The sequence below is a fragment of the Citrobacter sp. MGH104 genome (assembly GCF_001034485.1).
Classification (GTDB): domain Bacteria; phylum Pseudomonadota; class Gammaproteobacteria; order Enterobacterales; family Enterobacteriaceae; genus Citrobacter; species Citrobacter freundii.
Genome location: NZ_KQ089818.1, coordinates 3,420,807 through 3,446,217 on the forward strand (window position 1 = coordinate 3,420,807; position 25,411 = coordinate 3,446,217).

The following is a 25,411-nucleotide window of genomic DNA, read 5'->3' on the forward strand; positions in this document are numbered from 1 at the left end:
TGTTACTCTCCAGAGAAGCTTCCATTGTGCTTGTCGTCTTTCACGCTGTCGGTGCGTTGGCTTTATCTTCTCACCCTGGTCACTTACAGGAGTAAGAACCTGGGGGTATCCAGACTTGCCGCCTTCCTACAATGTGAAATCCATAGAGCACTTACCGGTAAGGACTGCAACCCGCAGCCCGCTAACTGCCTGAAAGATCAATACGTCTTACGCCATTGCTGCGTTGATGATCGGTCGGGCAAAATTGGGTCATTCCGGAAAAGTTCTTGTTTTAACAAGATTCAACACGGAAACAACCGCATTATTCCACTGCTAACCTTGTTATAGCAAGATGACTTTTGCCATTTATCACCCGGTTACTCACAGTTTTTTCACTTCCGCGTAGTGATTGCTTTAATAACCACCAAATCGGCTATGTCAAACTTAAGTAATAAGGTATAGCAGTTAATATAAGCATAGAAAAATGTGTGGCGCGAATCTTGATGGCTATTTAAAATCGGCCCCCATGAAAACAGAGACTCCAGCCGTAAAAACAGTTGCCATTACTGCCGACGAAGCAGGGCAACGCATCGACAACTTTTTGCGCACCCAGCTTAAGGGTGTGCCGAAAAGTATGATTTATCGCATTTTGCGTAAAGGCGAAGTGCGGGTGAATAAAAAACGCATTAAACCCGAGTACAAACTCGAAGATGGGGATATTGTGCGTATTCCACCTGTGCGTGTCGCTGAACGTGAAGAAGAGGCCATTTCGCCAAACCTGCAGAAGGTTGCGGCGCTGACCGATGTCATTTTATATGAAGATGACCACATTCTGGTGCTGAACAAACCTTCAGGTACGGCCGTGCATGGCGGAAGCGGGTTAAGCTTTGGCGTCATTGAAGGATTACGTGCGTTGCGTCCGGAAGCGCGTTTCCTTGAGCTGGTGCATCGCCTCGACCGGGATACCTCCGGTGTGCTGCTGGTTGCCAAAAAACGCTCAGCCTTGCGTTCATTGCATGAACAACTGCGTGAAAAAGGCATGCAGAAAGATTACCTCGCGCTGGTTCGAGGCCAATGGCAGTCGCATGTCAAAACCGTGCAGGCGCCGCTGTTAAAGAACATTCTGCAAAGCGGCGAGCGTATCGTGCGGGTGAATCAGGAAGGCAAACCGTCAGAAACACGTTTTAAAGTGGAAGAGCGCTATGCGTTTGCCACGCTTGTGCGCTGTAGCCCGGTGACCGGCCGTACGCACCAGATCCGTGTGCATACCCAGTATGCCGGTCATCCAATTGCTTTTGACGATCGCTACGGTGACCGTGAGTTCGATAAGCAACTGGCGGATACGGGGTTGAACCGACTTTTCCTGCATGCCGCAGCGTTGAAGTTTACTCATCCGGGTACGGGGGAAGTGATGCGTATTGAAGCGCCAATGGATAAACAGTTGAAGCGCTGCCTCGAGGTATTACGCAGCAAAGCCTGATGCGCGTTGCTTATCAGGCCTACAATCGTGTGATGAACCGTAGGCCTGATAAGACGCATCGCGTCGACATCAGGCAGATTAATCAGGCGTTCAACGGGTTCATTTCTTCCCGCCGCAGCATTTGACACAACGCGATCAGCGGCAAACCTACCAAGGTATTTGGGTCACGACCCTCCAGGCGTTCAAAGAGTGCAATACCTAATCCTTCACTTTTGAAACTACCTGCACAATGGAGCGGACGCTCTTTGCGCAGATAATCATCAATTTCCGCCTCGCTTAAATGACGGAAATGGACGTCAAAAGGTTCTACTTCAGTTTGTAAATGTCCGGTCGCAGAATTATACAGCGCCAGTCCGGTGTAAAACGTCACAATATTGCCACGGGCTTTGAGTAACTGTTGGCGCGCATTTTCTTCTGTTAATGGTTTACCGGTTATTTCACCATCAAGAACACAAATTTGATCGGAGCCAATAATCAGATGCGAGGGATAACGGTGGGCGAGTGATTGCGCTTTTTGCTGCGCCAGTCGCAACACCAGATGACGTGGCGCCTCGCCTGGTAATGGTGTTTCATCAACCTCTGGTGCTGCGCATTCGAACGGAATTGCCAGTTTTTCGAGTAAAGCGCGACGCCAGGGAGAGGTGGAAGCAAGAATAAGTTGAGGCATATTTTTTCCCTCGCATATAGCGTATTGATGAGAGCCATTTTAAACTATGGACTTCGACCTACAAGCTGGCTGTAGTGGCTTGTCTTGAGCGATTTTAAGTCGATGACCCGCAATGTGTGCGAATTATTGGCAAAAGGCAACCACAGGCTGCCTTTTTCTTTGACTATATGACGTTACAAAGTTAATATGCGCGCCCTATGCAAAAGGTAAAATTACCCCTGACTCTTGATCCGGTTCGTACGGCTCAAAAACGCCTCGATTATGAAGGTATCTATACTTCTGATCTGGTTGAGCGCGTCGCCGATTCTGTAGTCAGTGTGGACAGTGATGTGGAATGCTCCATGTCGTTCGCTATCGATAACCAGCGTCTCGCCGTTATAACCGGTGATGCGAAGGTATCGGTTACGCTCGAATGTCAGCGTTGCGGGAAACCGTTCCCACTTCATGTTCACACAACATATTGTTTTAGTCCTGTCCGTTCTGACGAGCAGGCTGAAGCACTCCCGGAAGCGTATGAGCCGATTGAGGTTAACGAATTCGGTGAAATCGATCTGCTTGCAATGGTTGAAGATGAGATTATCCTCTCCTTGCCGGTAGTTCCGGTGCATGATTCTGAACACTGTGAAGTGTCCGAGGCGGACATGGTCTTTGGCGAATTGCCTGATGAAGCGCAAAAACCAAACCCATTTGCCGTATTAGCCAGCTTAAAGCGTAAGTAATTGAGGAGTAAGGTCCATGGCCGTACAACAGAATAAACCAACCCGTTCCAAACGTGGCATGCGTCGTTCTCATGACGCTCTGACCGCAGTCACCAGCCTGTCTGTAGACAAAACTTCTGGTGAACAACACCTGCGTCACCACATCACTGCCGACGGTTTCTACCGTGGCCGTAAGGTAATCGCTAAGTAATCACGCATGACTCAATGGCTTTCCCACCCCTGGTGAGAAAGACAAAGAGTGAACGCGTGATGAAGCTTAGTGAGGCTTTCCCCGGGTAACTGGGGAAACACCTAACCGGGCAGCGACGATACCTTGACACGTCTAACCCTGGCGTTAGATGTCATGGGGGGAGATTTTGGCCCTACCGTGACAGTGCCTGCAGCATTGCAGGCACTGAATTCTAATTCGCAACTCACACTTCTTTTAGTCGGGGATCCCGATACAATCACGCCATTACTTGCCAAAGCTGACTTCGAACAACGTTCGCGTCTGCAGATTATCCCTGCTCAGTCAGTTATTGCCAGTGATGCCCGGCCCTCGCAAGCTATTCGCGCCAGTCGTGGAAGCTCAATGCGTGTTGCCCTGGAGCTCGTGAAAGAAGGTCAGGCACAAGCTTGTGTCAGCGCCGGTAATACGGGCGCACTTATGGGACTTGCGAAGTTATTGCTCAAACCCCTTGATGGGATTGAGCGTCCGGCGTTGGTGACGGTTTTACCGCATCAGCAAAAGGGCAAAACGGTGGTGCTGGATTTGGGCGCCAACGTAGATTGTGATAGCACTATGTTGGTGCAATTTGCCGTCATGGGTTCCGTGCTGGCAGAAGAGGTTGTTGGTATTGCCAATCCTCGCGTAGCGTTACTCAACATCGGCGAAGAAGAAACGAAAGGTCTCGACAGTATTCGAGATGCTTCAGCTGTGCTAAAAACAATCCCTTCCATTAATTATATCGGCTATCTTGAAGCCAATGAGTTACTGACTGGCAAAACCGATGTGTTGGTCTGTGACGGTTTTACAGGTAATGTCACATTAAAGACGATGGAAGGTGTTGTCAGAATGTTCCTTTCACTGCTGAAATCTCAGGGTGAGGGCAAAAAACGGTCGTGGTGGCTTCTGTTATTAAAACGTTGGTTACAAAAAAGCCTGACAAGGCGATTTAGTCACCTCAACCCCGACCAGTATAATGGCGCCTGTCTGTTAGGATTGCGCGGCACGGTGATTAAGAGTCATGGTGCGGCCAATCAGCGAGCATTTGAAGTCGCGATTGAACAGGCAGTGCAGGCGGTGCAGCGACAAGTTCCTCAGCGAATTGCCGCTCGCCTGGAATCTGTATACCCAGCTGGATTCGAACTGCTGGACGGTGGCGAAAGCGCAACCTCACGAGCACACAGATAACGGTGCGTTTGTGAATGTGGCCAACGTATCAGCGATTTGCTCGTGGCGGTATATAACCAAAAAGTGACTGAGCGTACATGTATACGAAGATTATTGGTACTGGCAGCTATCTGCCTGAACAAGTGCGTACTAACGCCGATTTGGAAAAAATGGTTGAGACATCTGATGAGTGGATCGTCACTCGTACAGGTATCCGTGAACGCCATATTGCAGCGCCAAATGAAACAGTTGCGACGATGGGCTTTGCCGCCGCAAACCGTGCGATTGAAATGGCGGGCATCGACAAAGAGCAAATTGGTCTGATTGTGGTTGCTACCACATCATCCACTCACGCATTTCCAAGCGCGGCGTGCCAGATCCAAAGTATGCTGGGGATCAAAGGCTGTCCGGCGTTTGACGTTGCAGCCGCTTGCGCTGGTTTCACTTACGCCCTGAGCGTTGCCGACCAGTATGTTAAATCTGGCGCAGTTAAGCATGCTCTGGTCGTTGGCTCTGATGTTCTGGCGCGCACCTGTGATCCAACCGATCGCGGAACGATCATCATTTTCGGTGATGGGGCGGGCGCGGTTGTACTGAGCGCATCGGAAGAGCCAGGCATTCTCTCCACGCATCTGCACGCTGACGGTCGCTATGGCGAACTGTTGACGCTGCCTAACGCCGATCGCGTGAACCCAGAAAACCCGATTCATCTGACGATGGCGGGTAACGAAGTATTTAAAGTCGCGGTGACCGAGCTTGCGCACATCGTTGATGAAACGCTGGAAGCCAATAATCTCGACCGTTCTGCGCTGGACTGGCTGGTACCGCATCAGGCTAACCTGCGCATTATCAGCGCGACGGCGAAAAAGCTGGGTATGTCGATGGATAATGTTGTCGTGACGCTCGACAGACATGGTAATACCTCTGCTGCCTCCGTACCGTGCGCGCTGGACGAAGCCGTCCGCGACGGGCGTATTAAAGCTGGGCAGTTGATATTGCTTGAAGCCTTCGGGGGGGGATTCACCTGGGGCTCCGCGCTGGTTCGTTTCTAGTATAAGGATTTAAACATGACGCAATTTGCATTTGTGTTTCCGGGGCAGGGTTCCCAGACCGTTGGGATGTTGTCTGAAATGGCAGCAAGCTACCCGATTGTTGAAGAAACATTTGCTGAAGCATCAGCTGCGCTGGGCTATGATCTGTGGGCGTTGACTCAGCAGGGTCCGGCCGAAGAACTGAATAAAACCTGGCAGACGCAGCCAGCGCTGTTGACCGCATCTGTCGCGCTTTATCGCGTATGGCAGCAGCAGGGTGGTAAAACACCTGCGCTGATGGCGGGTCACAGTCTGGGCGAATATTCTGCGCTGGTCTGCGCAGGCGTGATCGCATTTGCTGATGCCGTACGTCTGGTAGAACTGCGCGGTAAGTTCATGCAGGAAGCTGTACCAGAAGGCACAGGCGGTATGTCTGCGATTATCGGTCTTGATGATGCGTCTATCGCTAAAGCATGTGAAGAGTCAGCAGAAGGTCAGGTCGTTTCTCCGGTCAACTTCAACTCGCCAGGCCAGGTGGTTATCGCGGGTCATAAAGAAGCGGTTGAACGTGCGGGCGCTGCCTGTAAAGCTGCGGGTGCGAAACGTGCTCTGCCACTGCCAGTTAGCGTGCCGTCTCACTGTGCGCTGATGAAGCCTGCTGCTGAGAAACTGGCCGTTGAGCTGCAGAAAATCACCTTTAACGTACCGACGGTTCCGGTCGTGAACAATGTCGATGTGAAGTGTGAAACCACGGCAGACGCTATTCGCGATGCGTTGGTTCGTCAGCTGTATAGCCCGGTTCAGTGGACTAAAACTGTTGAATTTATGGCATCCCAGGGCGTAGAGCACCTGTATGAAGTCGGTCCGGGTAAAGTTCTGACCGGTTTGACGAAACGTATTGTTGACACCCTGACTGCTTCGGCACTGAATGAGCCGGCGGCACTGTCTGCGGCGCTAGAGCAATAAAAGAGGAAGACCATGAGTTTTGAAGGAAAAATCGCGCTGGTTACCGGTGCAAGCCGTGGCATTGGCCGCGCAATTGCTGAGACACTCGTTGCCCGTGGCGCGAAAGTTATCGGTACTGCTACCAGCGAAAGCGGCGCGCAGGCCATTAGCGATTATTTAGGTGCAAATGGTAAAGGTCTGATGTTGAATGTGACCGATCCTGCATCTATCGAATCTGTTCTGGAAAATATTCGCGCAGAATTTGGTGAAGTCGATATCCTGGTCAATAATGCCGGGATTACTCGTGATAACCTGTTAATGCGCATGAAAGATGACGAGTGGAACGATATCATCGAAACCAACCTGTCATCTGTTTTCCGTCTGTCAAAAGCGGTAATGCGAGCTATGATGAAAAAGCGTCATGGGCGTATTATCACTATCGGTTCTGTGGTTGGTACCATGGGAAATGCAGGTCAGGCTAACTACGCTGCGGCGAAAGCGGGTCTGATCGGCTTCAGTAAATCACTGGCGCGCGAAGTTGCGTCTCGTGGCATTACTGTAAACGTTGTTGCTCCGGGCTTTATTGAAACGGACATGACGCGTGCGCTGTCTGATGATCAGCGTGCGGGTATTCTGGCGCAGGTTCCTGCGGGTCGCCTTGGCGGCGCTCAGGAAATCGCCAGTGCGGTTGCATTTTTAGCTTCTGACGAAGCAAGTTACATCACAGGTGAGACTTTGCACGTCAACGGCGGGATGTACATGGTTTAACCACGATTGAAAAATATTTGCGTTATTAGGGTGAATGGCCTCAAAATAGCGCAAAATCGTGGTAAGACCTGCCGGGATTTAGTTGCAAATTTTTCAACATTTTATACACTACGAAAACCATCGCGAAAGCGAGTTTTGATAGGAAATTTAAGAGTATGAGCACTATCGAAGAACGCGTTAAGAAAATTATCGGCGAACAGCTGGGCGTTAAGCAGGAAGAAGTAACCAACAATGCTTCCTTCGTTGAAGACCTGGGCGCAGATTCTCTTGACACCGTTGAGCTGGTAATGGCTCTGGAAGAAGAGTTTGATACTGAGATTCCGGACGAAGAAGCTGAGAAAATCACTACCGTTCAGGCTGCCATTGATTACATCAACGGCCACCAGGCGTAAGTGAACATCTCCAGGCGGTCATTCGACCGCCTGAGTTTTATCTTTTTATCCCACTTGAATTATTTTCCCTCCCTGGAGGACAACCGTGTCTAAGCGTCGTGTAGTTGTGACCGGACTGGGCATGTTGTCTCCTGTCGGCAATACCGTAGAGTCTACCTGGAAAGCTCTCCTTGCCGGTCAGAGTGGCATCAGCCTGATCGACCATTTCGATACTAGCGCCTATGCAACGAAATTTGCTGGCTTAGTAAAGGATTTTAACTGTGAAGACATTATCTCGCGCAAAGAACAGCGCAAGATGGATGCTTTCATTCAATATGGAATTGTCGCTGGCGTTCAGGCCATGCAGGATTCTGGCCTCGAAATAACGGAAGAGAACGCCCACCGTATTGGCGCCGCTATCGGCTCTGGTATTGGCGGTCTCGGTCTTATCGAAGAAAACCATACCTCTCTGGTAAATGGTGGACCGCGTAAGATCAGCCCGTTCTTCGTTCCGTCGACGATTGTTAACATGGTGGCAGGTCACCTGACCATCATGTACGGCCTGCAAGGGCCAAGCATCTCCATCGCGACCGCCTGTACTTCAGGCGTGCATAACATCGGTCATGCTGCACGTATCATTGCATACGGCGATGCGGACGCGATGGTTGCGGGTGGTGCAGAAAAAGCCAGTACGCCGCTGGGCGTGGGTGGTTTTGGCGCGGCACGTGCGCTGTCTACGCGTAATGATAACCCGCAAGCGGCAAGCCGTCCGTGGGACAAAGAACGTGATGGCTTTGTGCTGGGCGACGGCGCAGGCATGGTTGTACTGGAAGAGTACGAACATGCGAAAGCGCGCGGTGCAAAAATCTATGCTGAAGTCGTTGGCTTCGGTATGAGCAGTGATGCTTACCACATGACGTCACCACCGGAAAACGGTGCAGGTGCTGCGCTGGCAATGGTCAACGCGCTGCGTGATGCGGCTATCGAAGCGGGTCAGATTGGCTATGTCAACGCGCATGGTACGTCTACGCCTGCAGGCGATAAAGCAGAAACCCAGGCAGTGAAATCTGTCTTTGGTGATGCGGCAAGCCGTGTAATGGTAAGCTCCACCAAATCTATGACCGGACACCTGTTGGGTGCGGCGGGCGCGGTAGAGTCTATTTTCTCTATCCTGGCGCTGCGCGATCAGGCTATTCCGCCAACCATCAACCTGGATAACCCGGATGAAGGTTGTGATCTGGACTTCGTACCTCACGAAGCGCGTCAGGTTAGTGGTCTGGAGTATGCACTGTGTAACTCCTTTGGCTTCGGTGGTACCAACGGCTCTTTGATCTTTAAAAAGATTTAAGCCTGTTAGGTGATGCGCTAGCATCGATAGCAAATTGAAAAGGTCCGCTTGTCGGGCCTTTTTTTATTCGGTTTTCCGCCCTTGTCCTGTGTTACTCATCCTGCCAAACTAGCGGACCAGAAATAAGGAGCCACCATGTTCTTAATTAATGGCTGCGAGCAGAATATGCTGGCAGCAAGCGATCGAGCGACCCAATTTGGTGATGGCTGTTTTACCACTGCCTGTATTATCGACGGCGAAATCCCTCTCTTTGCAGCGCATCTTGAGCGTTTACAAGACGCTTGCCAAAAACTGCTGATCTCTTTTGAAAATTGGCCCGAGCTGCAAAATGAAATGAAAATGCTGGCGAAAGGGCACGTACGCGGGGTGTTGAAAGTGATTATCAGCCGTGGCACTGGAGGCCGGGGCTACAGTGGCAAAAGTTGTCACAGCGCCACACGCATCCTCTCCGTTTCAGCCTGGCCCGTTCATTACGATCGTTGGCGGCAAGATGGCATTGTGCTGGCGCTAAGCCCAGTACGTCTGGGACGTAATCCACTGCTTGCCGGACTTAAGCATCTGAATCGACTGGAGCAGGTGTTGATTCGCTCTCATCTTGAACAGACGGACGCAGATGAAGCACTGGTTCTTGACAGCGAGGGATGGGTTACGGAATGCTGTGCGGCTAATTTGTTCTGGCGTAAAGGTGATGTGGTTTACACGCCCCGCCTGGATCAGGCCGGAGTAAACGGCATTATGCGACAATTCTGTATCCGGATGCTGGCACAATCGCCATTCAGTATTGTCGAAGTGTATGCCGGGTTGGAGGAGGTTATGCAGGCTGATGAAATCGTCGTCTGTAACGCGTTAATGCCCATTATTCCCGTGCGTGCCTGTGGCGACACATTGCTGTCTTCACGTTTGTTATTCGATTTTTTAGCCCCACTTTGTGAGCACCCGAATTAGTCATGAAAAAACTGTTACTCGTTGTCCTGTTATTGCTGGTTGTGCTGGGCATTGCCGCGGGAGTGGGAATGTGGAAGGTTCGCCATCTGGCGGACAGTAAATTATTGATTAAAGAAGAGACGATTTTTACGCTGAAAGCGGGGACGGGCCGCCTGGCCCTGGGCGAACAGCTGTATGCGGACAAGGTTATTAACCGTCCGCGCGTGTTCCAATGGCTGCTGCGTGTGGAACCCGAACTGTCGCATTTTAAGGCCGGAACCTACCGTTTTACACCCGACATGACGGTTCGGGATATGCTGCACCTGCTGGAAAGCGGAAAAGAGGCGCAGTTCCCTTTACGTCTGGTTGAAGGGATGCGCCTAAGCGATTACCTGAAACAGCTGCGCGATGCCCCGTATATCAAACATACGTTAAGCGACGATAGCTATGAGACCGTGGCCCAGGCGCTGAAACTGGAAAACCCGCAATGGGTGGAAGGTTGGTTCTGGCCAGATACCTGGATGTATACCGCCAATACGACTGACGTAGCGTTGCTAAAACGCGCGCATCAGAAAATGGTTAAAGCGGTGGATACTGTCTGGGAAGGGCGCGCTGATGGCCTGCCTTATCAGGACAAAAATCAGCTGGTAACCATGGCTTCTATTATTGAAAAAGAGACTGCGGTTGCCAGCGAGCGTGACCAGGTGGCTTCGGTGTTTATTAACCGTTTACGTATCGGTATGCGTTTACAAACCGATCCGACGGTGATTTACGGTATGGGGTCACGGTATAATGGCAAATTGTCGCGCGTGGATTTAGACACCCCGACCGCTTATAACACCTATACCATTACAGGACTGCCACCTGGCCCGATTGCCATGCCGGGAGAGGCATCGTTGCAGGCCGCGGCACATCCGGCAAAAACGCCGTATCTTTATTTTGTGGCTGACGGTAAAGGTGGCCACACGTTTAACACCAATCTTGCCAGCCACAACCGGTCCGTGCAGGATTACCTGAAAGTGCTTAAGGAAAAAAATGGGCAGTAACTATATCGTCATCGAGGGCCTGGAAGGCGCCGGAAAAACCACCGCGCGTAACGTAGTGGTAGAGACACTTGAGCAACTCGGTATTCGTGACATGGTTTTCACCCGCGAACCTGGCGGCACGCAACTGGCTGAGAAACTAAGAAGCCTGGTGCTGGACATTAAGTCGGTGGGTGACGAGGTTATCACCGACAAAGCCGAAGTTCTGATGTTTTACGCTGCGCGTGTACAGCTGGTCGAAACCGTTATTAAACCTGCGCTGGCGAAAGGCGCGTGGGTAATTGGCGATCGTCACGATCTGTCTACTCAGGCGTATCAGGGCGGTGGACGTGGTATCGATCAAAACATGCTGGCAACCCTGCGCGATGCAGTACTCGGCGATTTTCGCCCGGATCTGACTATCTATCTGGATGTGACGCCAGAAGTCGGGTTGAAGCGTGCCCGTGCACGCGGCGAGCTGGATCGTATTGAGCAGGAATCTTTCGATTTCTTTAATCGTACCCGCGCGCGCTATCTTGAGCTGGCTGCCAAAGACGCCAGCATTCGCACTATAGACGCTACGCAGCCGCTGGAGGCTGTGATGGCTGATATTCGCAATACCATCACCCAATGGGTGAAGGAGCAGGGCGCATGAAATGGTACCCATGGTTACGACCGGATTTTGAAAAACTGGTGGCCAGCTACCAGGCGGGTCGTGGTCACCATGCGTTACTGATTCAGGCGTTACCCGGAATGGGCGACGAGGCGCTTATTTACGCTCTCAGCCGCTATTTAATGTGCCAGCAGCCGGAAGGACATAAAAGCTGCGGACAGTGCCGTGGCTGTCAGCTGATGCAGGCGGGGACGCACCCTGACTACTATTCGCTGCTGCCAGAAAAAGGCAAAAGCACGCTGGGGGTTGATGCTGTACGCGAAGTCAGTGAAAAGCTGTACGAGCATTCGCGTCTCGGCGGTGCGAAGGTCGTGTGGATCCCTGATGCCGCCCAGTTAACCGATGCTGCCGCCAATGCCCTGTTGAAAACGCTGGAAGAGCCCCCGGCACAGACCTGGTTTTTCCTCGCCAGCACAGAGCCAGCTCGTTTGCTGGCGACATTACGCAGCCGTTGTCGGTTACATCATCTTGCGCCACCTCCGGAGTCGTATGCTATCTCCTGGCTTGCTCGTGAAGTGACTGCGTCGTCAGAAGCGCTGCTTAGCGCGTTACGTCTAAGTGCCGGTTCGCCAGGCGCGGCACTCACGCTGTTACAGGCTGAAAGCTGGGCACACCGTACAGATTTTTGTGCGGCACTGGTGAATACATTAAACGCCGGTGATTGGTATATCTTGCTCGCGGCGTTAAACCACGATCAGTCTGCCGCCCGTTTACACTGGCTGGCAACGTTGTTTACGGATGCGTTGAAACGTCCGTATGGGATTGCCCATTTAACCAATCCCGATGCCCTGGACCTGATATCTTCCATCGCAGAACGGTTATCCGTTGCCCAGATACAGGCGATACTCGGTGACGTTTGTCATTGCCGTCAGCAGTTGCTGAACGTGACGGGCGTAAACCGCGAGCTGGTATTAACCGATCTTATTCTTCGTATTGAGCATTACCTGCAACCAGGCACCGTACTGCCTGTTCCCCATCTTTGAGAGAGACATTATGTTTTTAGTCGACTCACACTGCCATCTTGATGGCCTGGATTATCAATCTCTGCATAAGGACGTGGACGACGTGCTGGCGAAAGCGGCCGCACGCGATGTGAAATTCTGTCTTGCCGTTGCAACCACCTTGCCAGGATACCGCAGTATGCGTGAACTGGTTGGTGAGCGTGACAATGTGGTTTTTTCCTGCGGAGTGCATCCGTTAAATCAGGATGAAACCTATGATGTTGAGGAGCTGCGTCGTTTTGCCGCCGAAGAGGGGGTTGTGGCGATGGGAGAAACCGGGCTGGACTATTTTTACACGCCGGAAACAAAGGTGCGCCAGCAGGAATCTTTTATCCACCATATTCAGATTGGCCGTGAGTTACAGAAGCCAGTTATCGTGCATACCCGCGATGCGCGAGCCGACACGCTGTCTATTCTGCGCGAAGAAAAAGTGACGGATTGTGGCGGCGTACTACACTGTTTTACAGAGGACAGAGAAACGGCGGGCAAACTACTGGACCTTGGATTCTATATCTCGTTTTCCGGCATCGTCACGTTCCGAAATGCAGAGCAGCTCCGTGATGCCGCCCGCTATGTTCCTCTGGACCGGTTATTGGTCGAGACGGATTCTCCCTACCTTGCGCCTGTACCGCATCGTGGAAAAGAGAACCAGCCCGCCATGACTCGTGACGTTGCAGAGTACGTGGCCGTAGTGAAAGGTGTTGCCGTTGAAGAACTGGCGCAGGCAACCACTGATAACTTTGCCCGCCTGTTTCACATCGACGCTTCTCGCCTGCAATCTGTTCGTTAACTGACTTTTTTTAAAGCTCGTAATTAATCACTAATGCGAGTAAAGTTCACCGCCACAAAATGGGCGGTGAATAACCAGCTTGACACATTCAGAAACGCATTTTATCGGAATGTGCGGATTTTGCGGCCATTCACGACTGAACTGTGATAGCCGTCAAACAAAAACAAACTGAATTATTTTACTCTGTGTAATAAATAAAGGGTACTTAGATGCCCTGTACACGGCGAGGTTCTCCCCCCTCGCTAATGCGTGAGAACGTAGAAAAGCACAAATACTCAGGAGCACTCCTAATTATGTTTAAGAATGCATTTGCTAACCTGCAAAAGGTCGGTAAATCGCTGATGCTGCCGGTATCCGTACTCCCAATTGCAGGTATCCTGCTGGGCGTCGGTTCCGCTAACTTCAGCTGGCTGCCAGCCGTTGTATCGCACGTAATGGCAGAAGCGGGCGGTTCTGTTTTTGCGAACATGCCGCTGATTTTTGCTATCGGTGTTGCGTTAGGCTTCACTAATAATGACGGTGTATCTGCACTGGCATCCGTTGTTGCTTACGGCATCATGGTTAAGACCATGGCTGTTGTTGCGCCGTTGGTTCTGCATTTACCTGCTGAAGAGATCGCAGCTAAACACCTTGCTGATACGGGTGTTCTCGGGGGGATTATCTCCGGTGCGATTGCAGCGTATATGTTCAACCGCTTCTACCGTATTAAATTGCCTGAGTATCTTGGCTTCTTTGCGGGTAAGCGCTTCGTTCCTATCATTTCTGGTCTGGCTGCTATCTTCACAGGTGTGGTTCTGTCCTTCATTTGGCCACCAATCGGTACTGCTATTCAGACGTTCTCCCAGTGGGCTGCATACCAGAACCCGGTCGTGGCGTTCGGTATCTATGGCTTCATTGAACGCTGCCTGGTGCCGTTTGGTCTGCACCATATCTGGAACGTTCCATTCCAGATGCAGATCGGTGAATACACCAACGCTGCAGGTCAGGTGTTCCACGGCGACATTCCTCGCTATATGGCGGGTGACCCGACTGCGGGCAAACTGTCCGGTGGCTTCCTGTTCAAAATGTACGGTCTGCCGGCTGCCGCTATCGCTATCTGGCACTCTGCTAAACCAGAAAACCGCGCGAAAGTGGGCGGTATCATGATCTCCGCTGCGCTGACCTCGTTCCTGACCGGTATTACCGAGCCGATCGAGTTCTCCTTCATGTTCGTGGCGCCGATCCTGTACATCATCCACGCGATTCTGGCTGGTCTGGCATTCCCGATCTGTATCCTGCTGGGTATGCGTGACGGTACGTCGTTCTCCCACGGTCTGATCGACTTTATCGTTCTGTCCGGTAACAGCAGCAAGCTGTGGCTGTTCCCGATTGTTGGTATCGGTTATGCGATCGTTTACTACACCATCTTCCGTGTGCTGATTAAAGCGCTGGACCTGAAAACTCCGGGTCGTGAAGATGCCACCGAAGACAGCAAAGCAGGTGCGTCAGGCGAAATGGCTCCGGCTCTGGTTGCTGCATTCGGCGGTAAAGAAAACATCACTAACCTCGATGCGTGCATCACTCGTCTGCGTGTCAGCGTGGCTGACGTTGCTAAAGTGGATCAGGCTGGCCTGAAGAAACTGGGTGCGGCAGGCGTTGTGGTAGCTGGTTCCGGTGTTCAGGCTATCTTCGGGACTAAGTCCGATAACCTGAAAACTGAAATGGATGAGTACATCCGTAACAGCTAAGCAGTAAGAAGTTGGGGAGAACTAAGGCAGCCTGCGGGCTGCCTTTTTTATTGCATTAATTAGCCTGAACGCGAATTGGTGCGGTGGCAGCGAACAGCCAGGGACGTGCCTCTGCGTTCACGCGCGGGGATAACGTCTCTCTGACCTGCTGGTGGTAATCATCAATCCATTGCTTTTCAGCTTCACTCAACAGATGCAGTTCAACCAGATTCAAATCAATCGGCACCAGCGTCAGCGTTGAGAAACGACAGAAGCCAGGGCGGCTGTTGATTATTTCCACCTGGTTCTCAATACGGATCCCATATTGCCCGGCCAGATAGTAACCCGGTTCGATAGTGATGATATTGCCCGCGACCAGAGGCCAGGGGTTTACTTTCTTGGCAATGCGATGGGGTTGTTCATGGATAAGCAACTGGTGGCCTACGCCGTGTCCTGTTCCATGATCAAAATCCAGGCCTAAATCCCACAACGCCCGACGGCTAAAGGCATCCAGTTGATGGCCCTGAGTGCCGCTGGGAAACTGCAGTGAAATAAGCGACAAAAAGCCTTTCAGCACGGCGGTGTAATGCAGACGACGTTGCGGATCCTGTGGACCAAACGCGAAGGTACGCGTCGTATCCGTCGTACCATTGTGGTACTGGCCGCCGGAATCATTCAGATACATGGCCTGCGAGGTAATTGGCGTATTGGTTTTTTCACTGGAGTGGTAATGACACATCGCCGCATTGCTGGCAGAGGCCGATATCGTGCTGAAGCTTTGCTCAATAAATCCCGGCTGCTGCTGGCGAAATTCCAGTTGCTTTGCCTGGGCTTCCAGTTCGGTGACCGGATTGCCAGCCGCTTCGCGCAAAGGGACTTCATGGGCCAGCCAGGCAAGGAAATTAACCCAGGCTGCGCCATCTTGTTCATGGCATTCCCGATAGCCCGCCAGTTCAACGTCATTTTTGTGGGCTTTCATCAAGGTGATGGGATCAGGGGCCCATAAGACGTTGCCACCGTGTTCTTCAATGGCAAAACGCAACGCAACCGGGGCGTAGTCTTTATCGACCAGGAAGCGTTTCCCACTGGCCAGTTGCTGGCAACGTACCAGGAAACTCTCTTGCGGGGCCAGCGTGAGCGTGTTCAGCAGTGATACGGGGAGTTGCTGCGTTTTGTTGCTATCCACAAACCATTCCAGCTCACCGCTGCGATGGAGCAGGGCAAACGAAAACGGTACTGGCACCATAGCCAGATCTGAACCGCGTACATTCAACAGCCAGGCAATGTTATCCGGCAGGGTAATTGCCAGTACGTCAGCCTCATGTTGAGCGAGTTGTTCCACGACGCGGGCACGCTTTTGCGTGCTGCTTTCCCCGCTGATTTCAATGGGCATTTCACGAATGATGCCGCAGGGGGCTGCCGGTCGGTCAAGCCACACCTGGTCAAAAGGATCTTGCTCAAGAGGTACCAGCTCGCAATGAGTTGCCGACAAGGCTTCAAACTGGCTGTTGACCATCAGCAGCGGTTCAAAGCCGATACGTGTACCCGCTGCAACGTGAGACTGCAAATAGTCGGCCAGCGGTTCATCGTGTAAATGATGAATTTCAAAATCATCCAGAGAGACTTCATTGCGTACCTGGACCTGATAGCGTCCATCGACAAACATTAACGCACGGTCCTGAAGGACCAACGCGAGGCCGGCTGAGCCGCTAAATCCGGTCAGCCAGGCCAGTTTATTGTCATGCGGCGTACAATCTTCGCTTTGATGAGCGTCGGCGCGTGGAACAATCATGCCATCCAGCCCCTGCGCTATCAGCAGGTTGCGCAGGGCGGAAAGAGGAGTTGAGTTGTGCATAGTTAACCTTCAGGTCTTAACGGAACGGCGGTTCGTTGAATGTACGTAATTTACGGGAGTGCAGTCGGTCGCCTTCAGCACGCAGACGATCGATAGCCCGGATACCTATTTGCAGATGCTCAGAAATAGCACCTTCATAAAAACGGTTGGCCTGACCAGGTAGTTTGATCTCACCGTGCAGCGGCTTGTCGGAAACGCACAGCAGCGTGCCGTACGGAACGCGGAAACGGTATCCCTGAGCGGCGATGGTGGCGCTTTCCATATCGATAGCCACCGCGCGACTGAGGTTGAAACGCAGCGCAGAAGCGGAATAGCGTAGCTCCCAGTTACGATCGTCGGTGGTGACGACAGTACCGGTACGCAAGCGCTGTTTAACTTCTTCACCGGGCATACCGCTGACTTCTTTGGTGGCGTCATACAGGGCGCGTTGTACTTCCGCAATGCTCGGAATCGGAATATCCGGCGGTAGTACGGCATCCAGAACGTGATCGTCACGCAGATAAGCGTGGGCCAGAACATAGTCGCCAATTGCCTGGCTTTCACGCAGACCACCGCAGTGACCAATCATCAGCCAGACGTCAGGACGCAGTACGGCCAGATGATCGCAAATGGTTTTGGCGTTAGACGGGCCAACGCCGATATTGACCAGCGTGATCCCCTGACCGTCAGCCGTGATTAAATGCCAGGCGGGCATCTGGTGTTTCTTCCAGGCGAGATCGGAGATGGCTTCTTCTGGCGCTTCGGTTTCGGCGGTGATCCAGATCCCGCCCGCACAAGAAAGCGCGATATATGGGCTGTCCGGGTCGAGGATCTGGCTGCAACCCCAACGCACAAACTCATCGACGTAGCGGGTGTAGTTGGTGAACAGCACAAAAGGTTGAAAATGTTCAACCGGCGTTCCCGTGTAATGACGTAGTCGCGCCAGCGAAAAATCTACGCGTCGGGCATCGAAGTGAGACAGCGGAGAAAATTCCGCCGGATGAAAAATCCCGTCTGCCGTTTCGTCACCAATCTGCGACAATTCAGTGGTGGGGAAATGGCGCGTTAATCCGGCGCTCATCGAGCGATCCAGCGTCAGTTCTGAACCGTCAATCACATAGGGATAGGGGATTTCATGCTGCGACGGCTCGACCGAGATATGCGCATCATAATCCTGATACAGCAGCGTGAGCTGTTCTTCAAGATACGGACGAAAAAGCGACGGACGGGTAATCGTAGTGGTGTAGCTGCCCGCATGGGTAAAACGACCATAGGCTCGGGTTTTCGGGGGATTGGTGGCGATGCCATCCCAGGTGACACACAGTGATGGGTAAACAAAAAGACCGTTATGGCGGGCGATTACATCAGGGAGCGTCCCTGTTTCAATATACTTACCAATGGCGCTACGCAGTGCTTTAACCGACTGCTCGTACAGCGCGTCCAGTTTATCCAGTGCCTGAGTTGGGGTCAGGCTGGAGCCCTTATTGTTCATGTCTGTCTCCTTGTTCCACAGATGTACTGCTCTCCCGATAGTATGTCACAGGAATGTGAAACAAAAGTCAGACGTTGAGGAAGATTGCGCGAAGACCGGACGGCCTCCGCACCCTGGCTTAACCGTGCTGCTTATCCCGCATCAGCAATGCTGTAGTCGCGGAAATAAGACAACCCGCCATCAGATAAATGGCTACACTGTGCCAGTCTCCGCCGGAGAATGTTACCAGTGCAGCAGCAATGAAGGGGGTAAAACCGCCGCCAACTACGCTTGCTACCTGATAACCAACGCCTGCGCCGCTGTAGCGATAGCTTGCGCCAAACAAACCGGTAAACATAGGCTGCTGTACGCAGACCACCATATCGTGTGCAATGTTGGCCAACATAATCGCGAAGAACACGATCCAGAAAATGGATTGCGCTTCTAACGCCATAAAGAACGGGAATGCGCTAAGCGTCCCGACCAGTGCGCCAGTAATGTAAACGCGCCGGCGACCAAAGCGGTCGGCGAGCCAGGCAAAGCAGGGGATGGTCAGACAGCTCAGTCCACCAACTAACAACCCGATATTCAGAAACAGTTCGCGAGGTAAGCCCAGATTCTGCGTGGAGTAATTAAGGGCAAACGCGGTGACGATATACATCGTCAGCAGTTCACACAGGCGCAGAGCGATAATTTTCAAAAACGCCCCTGGATGACGGATTAATGCCTCGACTACCGGTAGTCTCTTTTTCTCTGGTTGCGGTGCCTGCTGCTGCTGTTCGAATTCGGCCGATTCATCCATTCGGTTACGCATCCAAAACGCGCCCAATACCAGCACGATGCTGAACAGGAATGGAATACGCCAGCCCCAACTCAGGAACTGCTCATCGGTGGTTTGCGAGCTAATCAGCGAGACCAGGCCGGTAGAAAGTAACAGTCCGACGCCGTAACCAACCTGAACGCCGCTGCTGTAGAAGGCTTTTTTATTTTTCGGCGCGCTTTCGACCGAGAGCAACGCTGCGCCGCCCCATTCACCGCCAACGGCGAATCCCTGAATAGCACGCAGCGTCACCAGCAGAACGGGAGCCCACCAGCCAATGGTGTCAAAAGAGGGAATAATCCCGATCAGCGCAGTGGCAATACCCATCATCCAGACGGTGAGCATCAGCATACGTTTACGGCCCAGACGATCGCCGAAGTGGCCGAAGATCACCCCGCCTAACGGACGGAACAAAAATCCGACGCCAAAGGTAGCAAATGCGGCAAGTGTCCCCATCGCTGGGCTGACTTGCGGGAAGAACTCGCGGTTAAAGACCAGTGCGGCAGTAATGCCATAAAGCAGAAAATCATACCAGTCGACCACGGCACCCGCGAAGCTGCCAAGCGCAGCGCGTCGGGCGCGGTTAAGCGAAGAGGCGTCCTGTTGGGGACCCGTGGAGGTGAGGGTGGAATCCATAGTTATCCTGTCTGTACTGTTTTTTAGTTATTAGTATTTGAGTTGGGTTACACACATTGCAGTCGCAATATTAACGACCGTTATGAGATTACCGCGACAGACGGGAAGTGAAAACGATTATCTCCCTCATCTGATGGCAACATGAAAAATAAGATGAATGAAAAATCTGAATCAGGTGGAATCGTGGCCTGTCAGGAGTGTTCTGATTTCAGGCGGAGCATTAGGAGTACTGTATTTGGGGAAGCTATAAACCCACTTTCATAATGGTATACGGAGATTCAGTGAAACCACATCGCACATAAGCACGAATCGCACGCCCGTTATCTCCGTGGACATATAAGCGAAGCTCCAGTACCTTTTGTTCAAAATGTGCGCGGTAGATGCGGTAGCCCAGCGCATTAAGCAACATCGCGTCGGCCGATGTGGCGTCACGGATTTGTAATGTCATGAATGATTCCCGTCCTGGTAATAAATTGACGATTACTAAATTATATCAAAACTGTCAGTGATACAGTGGGATGCGAATATTTCAGAGGCTTGTCAGTATGAAGATTGTTTTTATCCCTGCGTTGATCGTAGTCCTGATTGATAAAGAACAGGACATAGGACGGGAATTGACCCGCGATGAGGTTGAGTCCATTCGCGATGGTGCTACAGCCACCCGCCTGCCGGCCGAAGCAGCCGAGGATATAATCAGAGAGCGTGGCTACCGCGATATTGATCCTGAGAATGTCTGGCGCGAGTGGCAGGCGTATAAAGCTGACTGAATGTCGATGGGAACACACTGCTTTAGTGGCACATGAAAATTGTGCACTTACACGGATGCGTTTACTCAACACCTGGTGTGGAGCTGAGGGGCAACTTTGAGCGAGGAGCTGACATTGTGCTTAAATAATAATGATGGCTCTGGCTGGATGGGTGTTCAATGATTGCAAGGTGACCACTAATTCAGGTGACGTAAATGTGTAGCAATCCCCCACTTTAGGCCGATACATTTTCCATTAATCAGGTCGATAACAGAATAACTTGCATTGGGGTGAGCATAGCGAGGGAAACTATTGACAGTCCCTTCTTTAAGAATTGCCAGAGTGCCCTGACTGACATGCCCGTGAGACACAATACATATTGTTTGTTGATGTGATGAAGTATCTTCCAGGTTTTGTAAAAAACGCATAACTCGCTGAGAAGCATGCGCCAGTGACTCCCCCCCAGGTGGACAATACTCTGCATCAAGCCTGAATAATGCATTTGCATCGTTCGGATGTTTTTGTCTGAGTAGTTCTAACGGCATACCTTCAAACTGACCAAAGGCCTGCTCTTTAAGGGCCGGTTCAGCCGTCAGTGAACAGCGAAAGTGTTCAGCCAGGCTTTGCCCCATTTGCCAGGCACGTCCAAGCGGAGAAGCGTAAACACGCTCTATTTGATACTCACTTGCACTAAAGGCTGCTAGTAGGACGGATGTTTCACGCAAACCCCGACAGGTCAAGGAGCTATCGCTGTGCCCCTGAATAATTCCTTCCAAATTCCACTCTGTTTCTGCGTGTCGAACAAGTATCAATTTCATCGTTAGCGGGCCATGCTCGTTGTTGATCAAAATGCCCCAACAGCGCGATGTCAAACACACACCGTTGAAGCAGCAGAAGGCTTTCCTGTTTTGGAAATAATGAACAAGTGTAGCTTATTGCCGTTATGCAGCGGCTCTGGGTGTGAGGCGCTGAATTTTATCCGTAGTTAACTTCCGCTTTTGGCACTCAGCGGACGTTGGTATGAAGCAACCCGGCGCCCGTTAATATTAAGCGGAAACATGAATTAACGCGTCTCCCCGTTTCTCCATCCTCTTCGCTTTTTCCTTTATCCTGCCTCTCTTGCTGTGCATACAGCGACGTGTTATCACTCGGTAAATGCAAAAATTACCGAAGTTACGAAAACTTGCATTAGCCACGGATAATCAGCGTACCGAAACCTGCATTTCACGGGTTGCTATGGTGCTGAGAGTAATCCCTGAACACCGCCTGTCTGCAGTTTATGAACCGATGATTAACATGGTTTTGACTGGTCCTAAACGCATGATGATTGATGACAGAACGCTGCAATATTATTCAGCTCAGAACAGTTGAAATGTTACCTGGGCAGAGTGAAGTCATCACCGCGCGAGTGATATGACGGCGACCTGTTGAGACCATGTTACCATTACAGACTGTGTCATCTACCTCACTACACACATCGGCCTGCCAGATACTGGTTCGGGGTGTATTTCCGTATCCACGTTGAATACGGTTCTCAGCAATCCAGGGTTCATCACCGCTTCTGGTGTGCCTTGCGCCATAATATGCCCGTTCTCCATTACCACCAGATGATCGCAGTACCGACTGGCCTGATTAAGGTCGTGCAGCACTGCGACCACCGTTTTCCCCTGAGCCCGGAGTTCGCCCATCAACCGCATCAGTTCCACCTGGTGATTGATATCGAGATAGGTGGTTGGCTCATCGAGTAGTACGACGGGTGTATTCTGGGCCAGGACCATCGCCAGAAAGGCGCGCTGGCGCTGACCGCCGGAAAGTTCGGTTAACCGTCGGTCGGCAAGATGTTGGATCCGGGTCTGGTGCATAGCATCTTGGACCCGCGCATTGTCTTCAACGGAGAGGCGCCCCCAGAGTGACAACCACGGGTTGCGACCGTACGAAACAAGCTCCTGGACGGTGATCCCCTCGGGAGTTAAATGATGTTGGGGCAGCAGCGCCAGCCTGCGGGCTAGCTGGCGTGATGAGAGCGTGTTGATGGCATTATCGCCGAGAAATACGCCACCGGATTGCGGCGTTAACAGCCGTGAAAAACAGTTTAGCAACGTCGATTTCCCGCAGCCGTTAGGGCCGAGCAGGGCGGTTGTCTTCCCCGTTGGTAGGGCGAGTGAAACGCCATCAAGGACCTTGTTTGTACCGTAACAGACAGTCAGATTTTCAGTTCGTAATGTCATTTATCGCATTCTCACAAGCAGCCAGACAAACCACGGTGCACCGATAATGGCGGTCAGTACGCCAGCCGGAAGTTCCAGCGGGGGATGAATAATTCGCGCCAGCAGATCGGCAACTACCAACAGCAACGCACCTGCTAGCGCCGAAACAGGCAGCAGCCAGCGGTGACGCCCACCGGTAATACTGCGCACCATATGCGGCACCACGAGACCAATAAAGCTGATCGGGCCGCAGACGGCCACACCGGTAGATGTCATGGCGACGGCCAGTAGCAAAGCCAGGAGCCGGATACGCGGCACCGACACCCCGAGCGTGGTGGCGCGCGCATCGCCCAGTGCCAGAAGGTCGAGATCGCGGCAAAAAACCAGGCTCAGCGGCAGAAACAACATCAGTAGCGGGACGGCAATCTTCACAAAGCTCCAGTCACGGCCCCATAAGCTGCCGGTCAGCCACAGCAGGGCGCTGTTCACATCCTGCGGGCGCGAAAGCATCAGCCAGTCCGTCAGGCTGGCCCAGCAGGCAGAAAGCGCAACACCCGTGAGCGCGAGCTTCATCGGCTGGCTGGTATTCACCAGCATTCTCAGCAGGATCAGGCCCACCATGCCACCGGCAAAGGCCAGCAGCGGCAGAGCAATCACCGGCAGTGACGGTACGAGAAGCAGTGCGCCTACAGAGGCAAGGCTGGCGGCATGGTTTACGCCGAGAATATCCGGCGATGCCAGAGGGTTACGCACAATCCCTTGTACCAGAACGCCTGCCACCGTGAGGGCTGCACCGACAAACAGCGCCAGCAGCAGTCGCGGCAGGCGGTACGCCGTTAACACGTAATGATACTCACGCCCGGCCTGCCAGTCGGTCAGCAGGGCGCGCCAGGGAACGGCGATCACCCCCATTTGCAGCGACAGCAGCGAAAATCCTGCCAGTGCGAGGGCGATAAAAATGACTAGCGTAACTTTCATCCACGCCTCCTGACCAGCCAGACAAAGCAGGGCGCACCAATCAGAGCCACCACGGCCCCCGCGGGTAATTCGCCAGGGAAGGCCAGCGCGCGGGCCAGAACATCCGCCACTAGCATCAGTGTGGCGCCCATCAGTATGCTCATCGGCAGGACCTTGCGCTGGTCGAATCCTACCCAGAAGCGAGCCAGATGCGGCATCAACAGACCGATAAACGCCACCGGGCCAGCCACGCTGACGCAGGTACCGACCAGAAGCAGCACCAGAATGTTGATGATCAAACGCAGCTTCGGCAGATTCACCCCCAGCGTGCGGGCGGTGCTGTCGCTGACGTTAAGCAGGTTCAGTTGATTGGCCAGCAGCAACACCACCGGTACAGCGACCGCCACCACCGGTAAAAGCTGCCAGAACTCCTGCCAGCGTGCGTGAGATACCCCCCCTGCGAGCCAGTAAAAAATGCCGTAGGCGTGATCTTCCGTCAGCAGCAGGGTGATGCGGGTCAGGGCCATGCAAAACGCCGAGAAAGCGATACCCGCGAGGATCAGTTTGTTTCGGTCCTGGGTGTGGCGAAATCCGCCGCCTGCGGTCATCACCAGCAGCCAGCTTACGCCGCCGCCACAGGCGGCGATAAAGGAGATGGAGTAACCCGAAACGGGCACAGGGCTGATGGCGCTGGTGAGCGCCATAGCCAGCGCCGCGCCGCTGTTAATGCCGAGCAGCGAAGGGGAGGCCATTGAATTATGCGTCAGGGTCTGCAGCAGCGTGCCCGCGAGGGCCAGGCTTGCGCCGATCAGAATGGCGACCAGACTTCGCGGCAGACGTAGGTTTTGCACCAGCGCTTGTGGAAGCGTCGGCGCGTGGCCCGGCAGCAGGGCGCGAATAGCATCAACGCCAGAAACAGGAATGGCCGAGTAGCAAAACAGACTCAGCCAGAAAACTGCGAAAAGCGCGGCAAGGGGTAGCCCCCATTGCAACGCCGGATGTCTGAGAACTGTCATTTCACATCGGATAAAGGCTGGTGATGGAAGATTTTTACCGTGTCGCTGGCAATACGTTCGGCCGCAAAAATACCGCGCATCCGCGCCCAGGCGTTACTGTCGACCGACGCCGTCTGCTGTTTTTGCGCAGCCGTTAACATCTGCCACAGCGGGTCTTGCTGCCAGCGTTTGACGATGCTCTCTTTGCGGTAGTGGGCGACCAGCAGCCATGCAGGATTGAGCGCCAGCAGCTGTTCCAGGCCGATGGACGGCATAGACGCACCAGCCATCGCCGCAGGTACCTTCAGCCCCAGAGAGGTCAGGACGCCCCCGGTCCAGGTCCCCTGCGTATGAAGGTTAAACTGCTGCTCCCGGGACGTACCAAATAACACCAGCGTGCCTTTTGGCAACTGGCTGGCCCACGCTGACATCTGTTGTTGGTGTTGCGCCAGACGTGACTGCATCTGTGTCTTTTGGCCTACGACTTCGCCGATAATGGCTGCAGATTGCAGATTTTCGGCGTAGGTTTCATTGCGGGACTTAAGCAGCAGCACCGGTGCTATTTGCTGTAAGGCGCTGTAAATACCCGCATGACGGCTGCTGTCGGCAATGATCAGGTCCGGTTTCAGCGCGCTGATGGCTTCTAAACTCGGCTGCGCACGCGTGCCGACAGACTGCCAGGGTTTAAGATGGGCGCGAACTTCGGGAAGAATGCGCGTGGCATCGTTATCGTCGGCAATGCCGACCGGACTAACATCGACGGCAGCCAGCGCGTCCGCGAACGACAGCTCCAGTACCACTATCCGCTGTGGCGTTTTATCAAGCGTAAAGGTGCCATGTTCGTCCTGAACCGTGGCGGCAAAAGCGTGGCTGGTGACCAGCAGCAGAGCGGCGAAAAGTGTGCGGATAAATGTGAACATCGGTGCTCCTGAAAGCCGGGTGGCGCTGC

The 25,411-nt window shown here is 52.8% G+C and carries 27 protein-coding genes; 17 read left to right on the top strand and 10 right to left on the bottom strand.

Translation table 11 applies throughout. The features are described from left to right. The first annotated feature begins 505 nt into the window (after positions 1-505). Complete coding sequence (rluC, locus tag SK34_RS16050; protein ID WP_003036228.1) at positions 506-1,459, top strand: 23S rRNA pseudouridine(955/2504/2580) synthase RluC; 954 nt, start codon at positions 506-508, stop codon at positions 1,457-1,459. A gap of 82 nt (positions 1,460-1,541) precedes the next feature. On the opposite strand, the gene SK34_RS16055 is transcribed toward rluC, so the two are convergent. Beyond that, positions 1,542-2,126, bottom strand: a complete 585-nt coding sequence (locus SK34_RS16055) for a Maf family protein (RefSeq protein ID WP_003836743.1) — start codon at positions 2,124-2,126, stop codon at positions 1,542-1,544. A 197-nt stretch (positions 2,127-2,323) separates the two neighbouring features. Between SK34_RS16055 and yceD the strand changes: the two genes are divergently transcribed. From yceD to ptsG, 14 genes are all read left to right on the top strand, one after another. Continuing rightward, a complete protein-coding gene (yceD, locus tag SK34_RS16060) occupies positions 2,324-2,845 on the top strand; it encodes a 23S rRNA accumulation protein YceD (protein ID WP_003036239.1) in 522 nt (173 codons plus the stop codon). Positions 2,846-2,861: 16 nt separating this feature from the next. After that, on the top strand, positions 2,862-3,035 hold the full coding sequence (rpmF, locus tag SK34_RS16065; RefSeq protein ID WP_003036242.1) for a 50S ribosomal protein L32: 174 nt from the start codon (positions 2,862-2,864) through the stop codon (positions 3,033-3,035). Between the two features lie 123 nt (positions 3,036-3,158). After that, positions 3,159-4,238, top strand: coding sequence for a phosphate acyltransferase PlsX (plsX, locus tag SK34_RS16070; protein WP_003836738.1), 1,080 nt, complete (start codon positions 3,159-3,161; stop codon positions 4,236-4,238). A 77-nt stretch (positions 4,239-4,315) separates the two neighbouring features. Beyond that, positions 4,316-5,269: a beta-ketoacyl-ACP synthase III gene (fabH, locus tag SK34_RS16075; protein ID WP_003832181.1), complete on the top strand. Its 954-nt coding sequence runs from the start codon at positions 4,316-4,318 to the stop codon at positions 5,267-5,269. 15 nt (positions 5,270-5,284) lie between these two features. After that, on the top strand, positions 5,285-6,214 hold the full coding sequence (fabD, locus tag SK34_RS16080) for an ACP S-malonyltransferase (protein ID WP_048233447.1): 930 nt from the start codon (positions 5,285-5,287) through the stop codon (positions 6,212-6,214). 12 nt (positions 6,215-6,226) lie between these two features. Then, positions 6,227-6,961: a 3-oxoacyl-ACP reductase FabG gene (gene fabG, locus SK34_RS16085; RefSeq protein ID WP_003036255.1), complete on the top strand. Its 735-nt coding sequence runs from the start codon at positions 6,227-6,229 to the stop codon at positions 6,959-6,961. Between the two features lie 155 nt (positions 6,962-7,116). Beyond that, positions 7,117-7,353, top strand: a complete 237-nt coding sequence (acpP, locus tag SK34_RS16090) for an acyl carrier protein (RefSeq protein ID WP_000103754.1) — start codon at positions 7,117-7,119, stop codon at positions 7,351-7,353. 85 nt (positions 7,354-7,438) lie between these two features. Continuing rightward, entirely contained in the window at positions 7,439-8,680 is a 1,242-nt protein-coding gene (gene fabF, locus SK34_RS16095) for a beta-ketoacyl-ACP synthase II (protein ID WP_003036260.1), read from the top strand. A gap of 135 nt (positions 8,681-8,815) precedes the next feature. Beyond that, positions 8,816-9,625, top strand: a complete 810-nt coding sequence (pabC, locus tag SK34_RS16100; protein WP_048233449.1) for an aminodeoxychorismate lyase — start codon at positions 8,816-8,818, stop codon at positions 9,623-9,625. A 2-nt stretch (positions 9,626-9,627) separates the two neighbouring features. After that, positions 9,628-10,650 carry a cell division protein YceG gene (gene yceG / locus SK34_RS16105; protein ID WP_044711596.1) on the top strand — a complete coding sequence of 341 codons (1,023 nt, stop codon included), beginning with the start codon at positions 9,628-9,630 and terminating at the stop codon, positions 10,648-10,650. Beyond that, positions 10,640-11,281 (top strand): dTMP kinase, encoded by a 642-nt coding sequence (tmk, locus tag SK34_RS16110; protein ID WP_003036268.1) that lies wholly within the window; start codon positions 10,640-10,642, stop codon positions 11,279-11,281. The genes yceG and tmk overlap by 11 nt, the downstream gene beginning before the upstream one ends. Beyond that, a complete protein-coding gene (gene holB, locus SK34_RS16115) occupies positions 11,278-12,282 on the top strand; it encodes a DNA polymerase III subunit delta' (protein ID WP_048233450.1) in 1,005 nt (334 codons plus the stop codon). The genes tmk and holB overlap by 4 nt, the downstream gene beginning before the upstream one ends. A gap of 10 nt (positions 12,283-12,292) precedes the next feature. Further along, a complete protein-coding gene (locus SK34_RS16120) occupies positions 12,293-13,090 on the top strand; it encodes a metal-dependent hydrolase (protein WP_048233452.1) in 798 nt (265 codons plus the stop codon). Between the two features lie 293 nt (positions 13,091-13,383). Beyond that, entirely contained in the window at positions 13,384-14,817 is a 1,434-nt protein-coding gene (gene ptsG, locus SK34_RS16125) for a PTS glucose transporter subunit IIBC (protein ID WP_003036277.1), read from the top strand. A gap of 55 nt (positions 14,818-14,872) precedes the next feature. Here the strand turns inward: ptsG and SK34_RS16130 are convergent, their stop codons facing one another. The 4 genes from SK34_RS16130 to SK34_RS16145 all read right to left on the bottom strand — a co-directional run bounded on the left by SK34_RS16130 (position 14,873) and on the right by SK34_RS16145 (position 20,005). Continuing rightward, positions 14,873-16,651, bottom strand: coding sequence for an aminopeptidase P family protein (locus SK34_RS16130; protein ID WP_048233454.1), 1,779 nt, complete (start codon positions 16,649-16,651; stop codon positions 14,873-14,875). Between the two features lie 16 nt (positions 16,652-16,667). Continuing rightward, entirely contained in the window at positions 16,668-18,122 is a 1,455-nt protein-coding gene (locus SK34_RS16135) for an AMP nucleosidase (protein ID WP_003836722.1), read from the bottom strand. A gap of 118 nt (positions 18,123-18,240) precedes the next feature. Next, positions 18,241-19,557 carry a shikimate transporter gene (shiA, locus tag SK34_RS16140; protein WP_048233456.1) on the bottom strand — a complete coding sequence of 439 codons (1,317 nt, stop codon included), beginning with the start codon at positions 19,555-19,557 and terminating at the stop codon, positions 18,241-18,243. Positions 19,558-19,801: 244 nt separating this feature from the next. Beyond that, positions 19,802-20,005, bottom strand: a complete 204-nt coding sequence (locus SK34_RS16145; protein ID WP_048233458.1) for a hypothetical protein — start codon at positions 20,003-20,005, stop codon at positions 19,802-19,804. A gap of 97 nt (positions 20,006-20,102) precedes the next feature. Between SK34_RS16145 and SK34_RS16150 the strand changes: the two genes are divergently transcribed. Beyond that, a complete protein-coding gene (locus SK34_RS16150) occupies positions 20,103-20,324 on the top strand; it encodes a hypothetical protein (RefSeq protein WP_048233459.1) in 222 nt (73 codons plus the stop codon). Positions 20,325-20,500: 176 nt separating this feature from the next. Here SK34_RS16150 and SK34_RS16155 read toward each other — a convergent pair whose 3' ends face one another. Then, positions 20,501-21,121 (bottom strand): histidine phosphatase family protein, encoded by a 621-nt coding sequence (locus SK34_RS16155; RefSeq protein ID WP_042313085.1) that lies wholly within the window; start codon positions 21,119-21,121, stop codon positions 20,501-20,503. A 418-nt stretch (positions 21,122-21,539) separates the two neighbouring features. On the opposite strand from SK34_RS16155, the gene SK34_RS25110 reads away from it, so the two are divergent. After that, positions 21,540-21,674, top strand: a complete 135-nt coding sequence (locus tag SK34_RS25110; protein ID WP_226791653.1) for an AraC family transcriptional regulator N-terminal domain-containing protein — start codon at positions 21,540-21,542, stop codon at positions 21,672-21,674. A gap of 89 nt (positions 21,675-21,763) precedes the next feature. Here SK34_RS25110 and fecE read toward each other — a convergent pair whose 3' ends face one another. Genes fecE through SK34_RS16180 form a run of 4 tightly spaced genes read right to left on the bottom strand, consistent with a single transcriptional unit; the run spans position 21,764 to position 25,382 of the window. Then, positions 21,764-22,531 (bottom strand): Fe(3+) dicitrate ABC transporter ATP-binding protein FecE, encoded by a 768-nt coding sequence (gene fecE, locus SK34_RS16165; protein WP_048233463.1) that lies wholly within the window; start codon positions 22,529-22,531, stop codon positions 21,764-21,766. After that, a complete protein-coding gene (gene fecD, locus SK34_RS16170; protein ID WP_048233464.1) occupies positions 22,532-23,488 on the bottom strand; it encodes a Fe(3+) dicitrate ABC transporter permease subunit FecD in 957 nt (318 codons plus the stop codon). After that, positions 23,485-24,483, bottom strand: coding sequence for an iron-dicitrate ABC transporter permease FecC (gene fecC / locus SK34_RS16175; protein WP_048233466.1), 999 nt, complete (start codon positions 24,481-24,483; stop codon positions 23,485-23,487). Before fecC ends, fecD begins: the two co-directional genes overlap by 4 nt. Next, complete coding sequence (locus tag SK34_RS16180; protein WP_048233468.1) at positions 24,480-25,382, bottom strand: Fe(3+) dicitrate ABC transporter substrate-binding protein FecB; 903 nt, start codon at positions 25,380-25,382, stop codon at positions 24,480-24,482. Before SK34_RS16180 ends, fecC begins: the two co-directional genes overlap by 4 nt. Between the last annotated feature and the right edge of the window lie 29 nt (positions 25,383-25,411).